We start from the raw sequence: 208 nt of genomic DNA, 5'->3' as shown, positions 1-208 counted from the left end.
CAGAAGCCCGTTGGGTAAAGAAGATGGGAAAGCTCCACTTCGGTTACAAGCGTCACACGGTAACGGATGAGAATGGATTGGTGCTTGCCGAGGAAACGACAGCTGCCAATGAAAGTGATATGGAACACTTAGAAACACCCCTAACGAAAGCTAAATTGCCACGGAAAGCACTTGTCTATGCCGATAAAGGATATGACTCGATGGAGAA

Annotated in this window: 1 protein-coding gene; it reads left to right on the top strand. The window is 47.1% G+C overall.

Going from position 1 to position 208, the window contains the following annotated elements:
- A partial coding sequence (locus X919_RS14820; RefSeq protein WP_036917115.1) for a transposase occupies positions 1 to 208 on the top strand: 208 nt, incomplete at both ends.

It is taken from the genome of Prevotella sp. HJM029, assembly GCF_000599605.1.
Lineage (GTDB): Bacteria > Bacteroidota > Bacteroidia > Bacteroidales > Bacteroidaceae > Prevotella.
The sequence above is the reverse complement of the archived record's forward strand: the minus strand, read 5'-3'. Positions and strand labels throughout refer to the sequence as shown.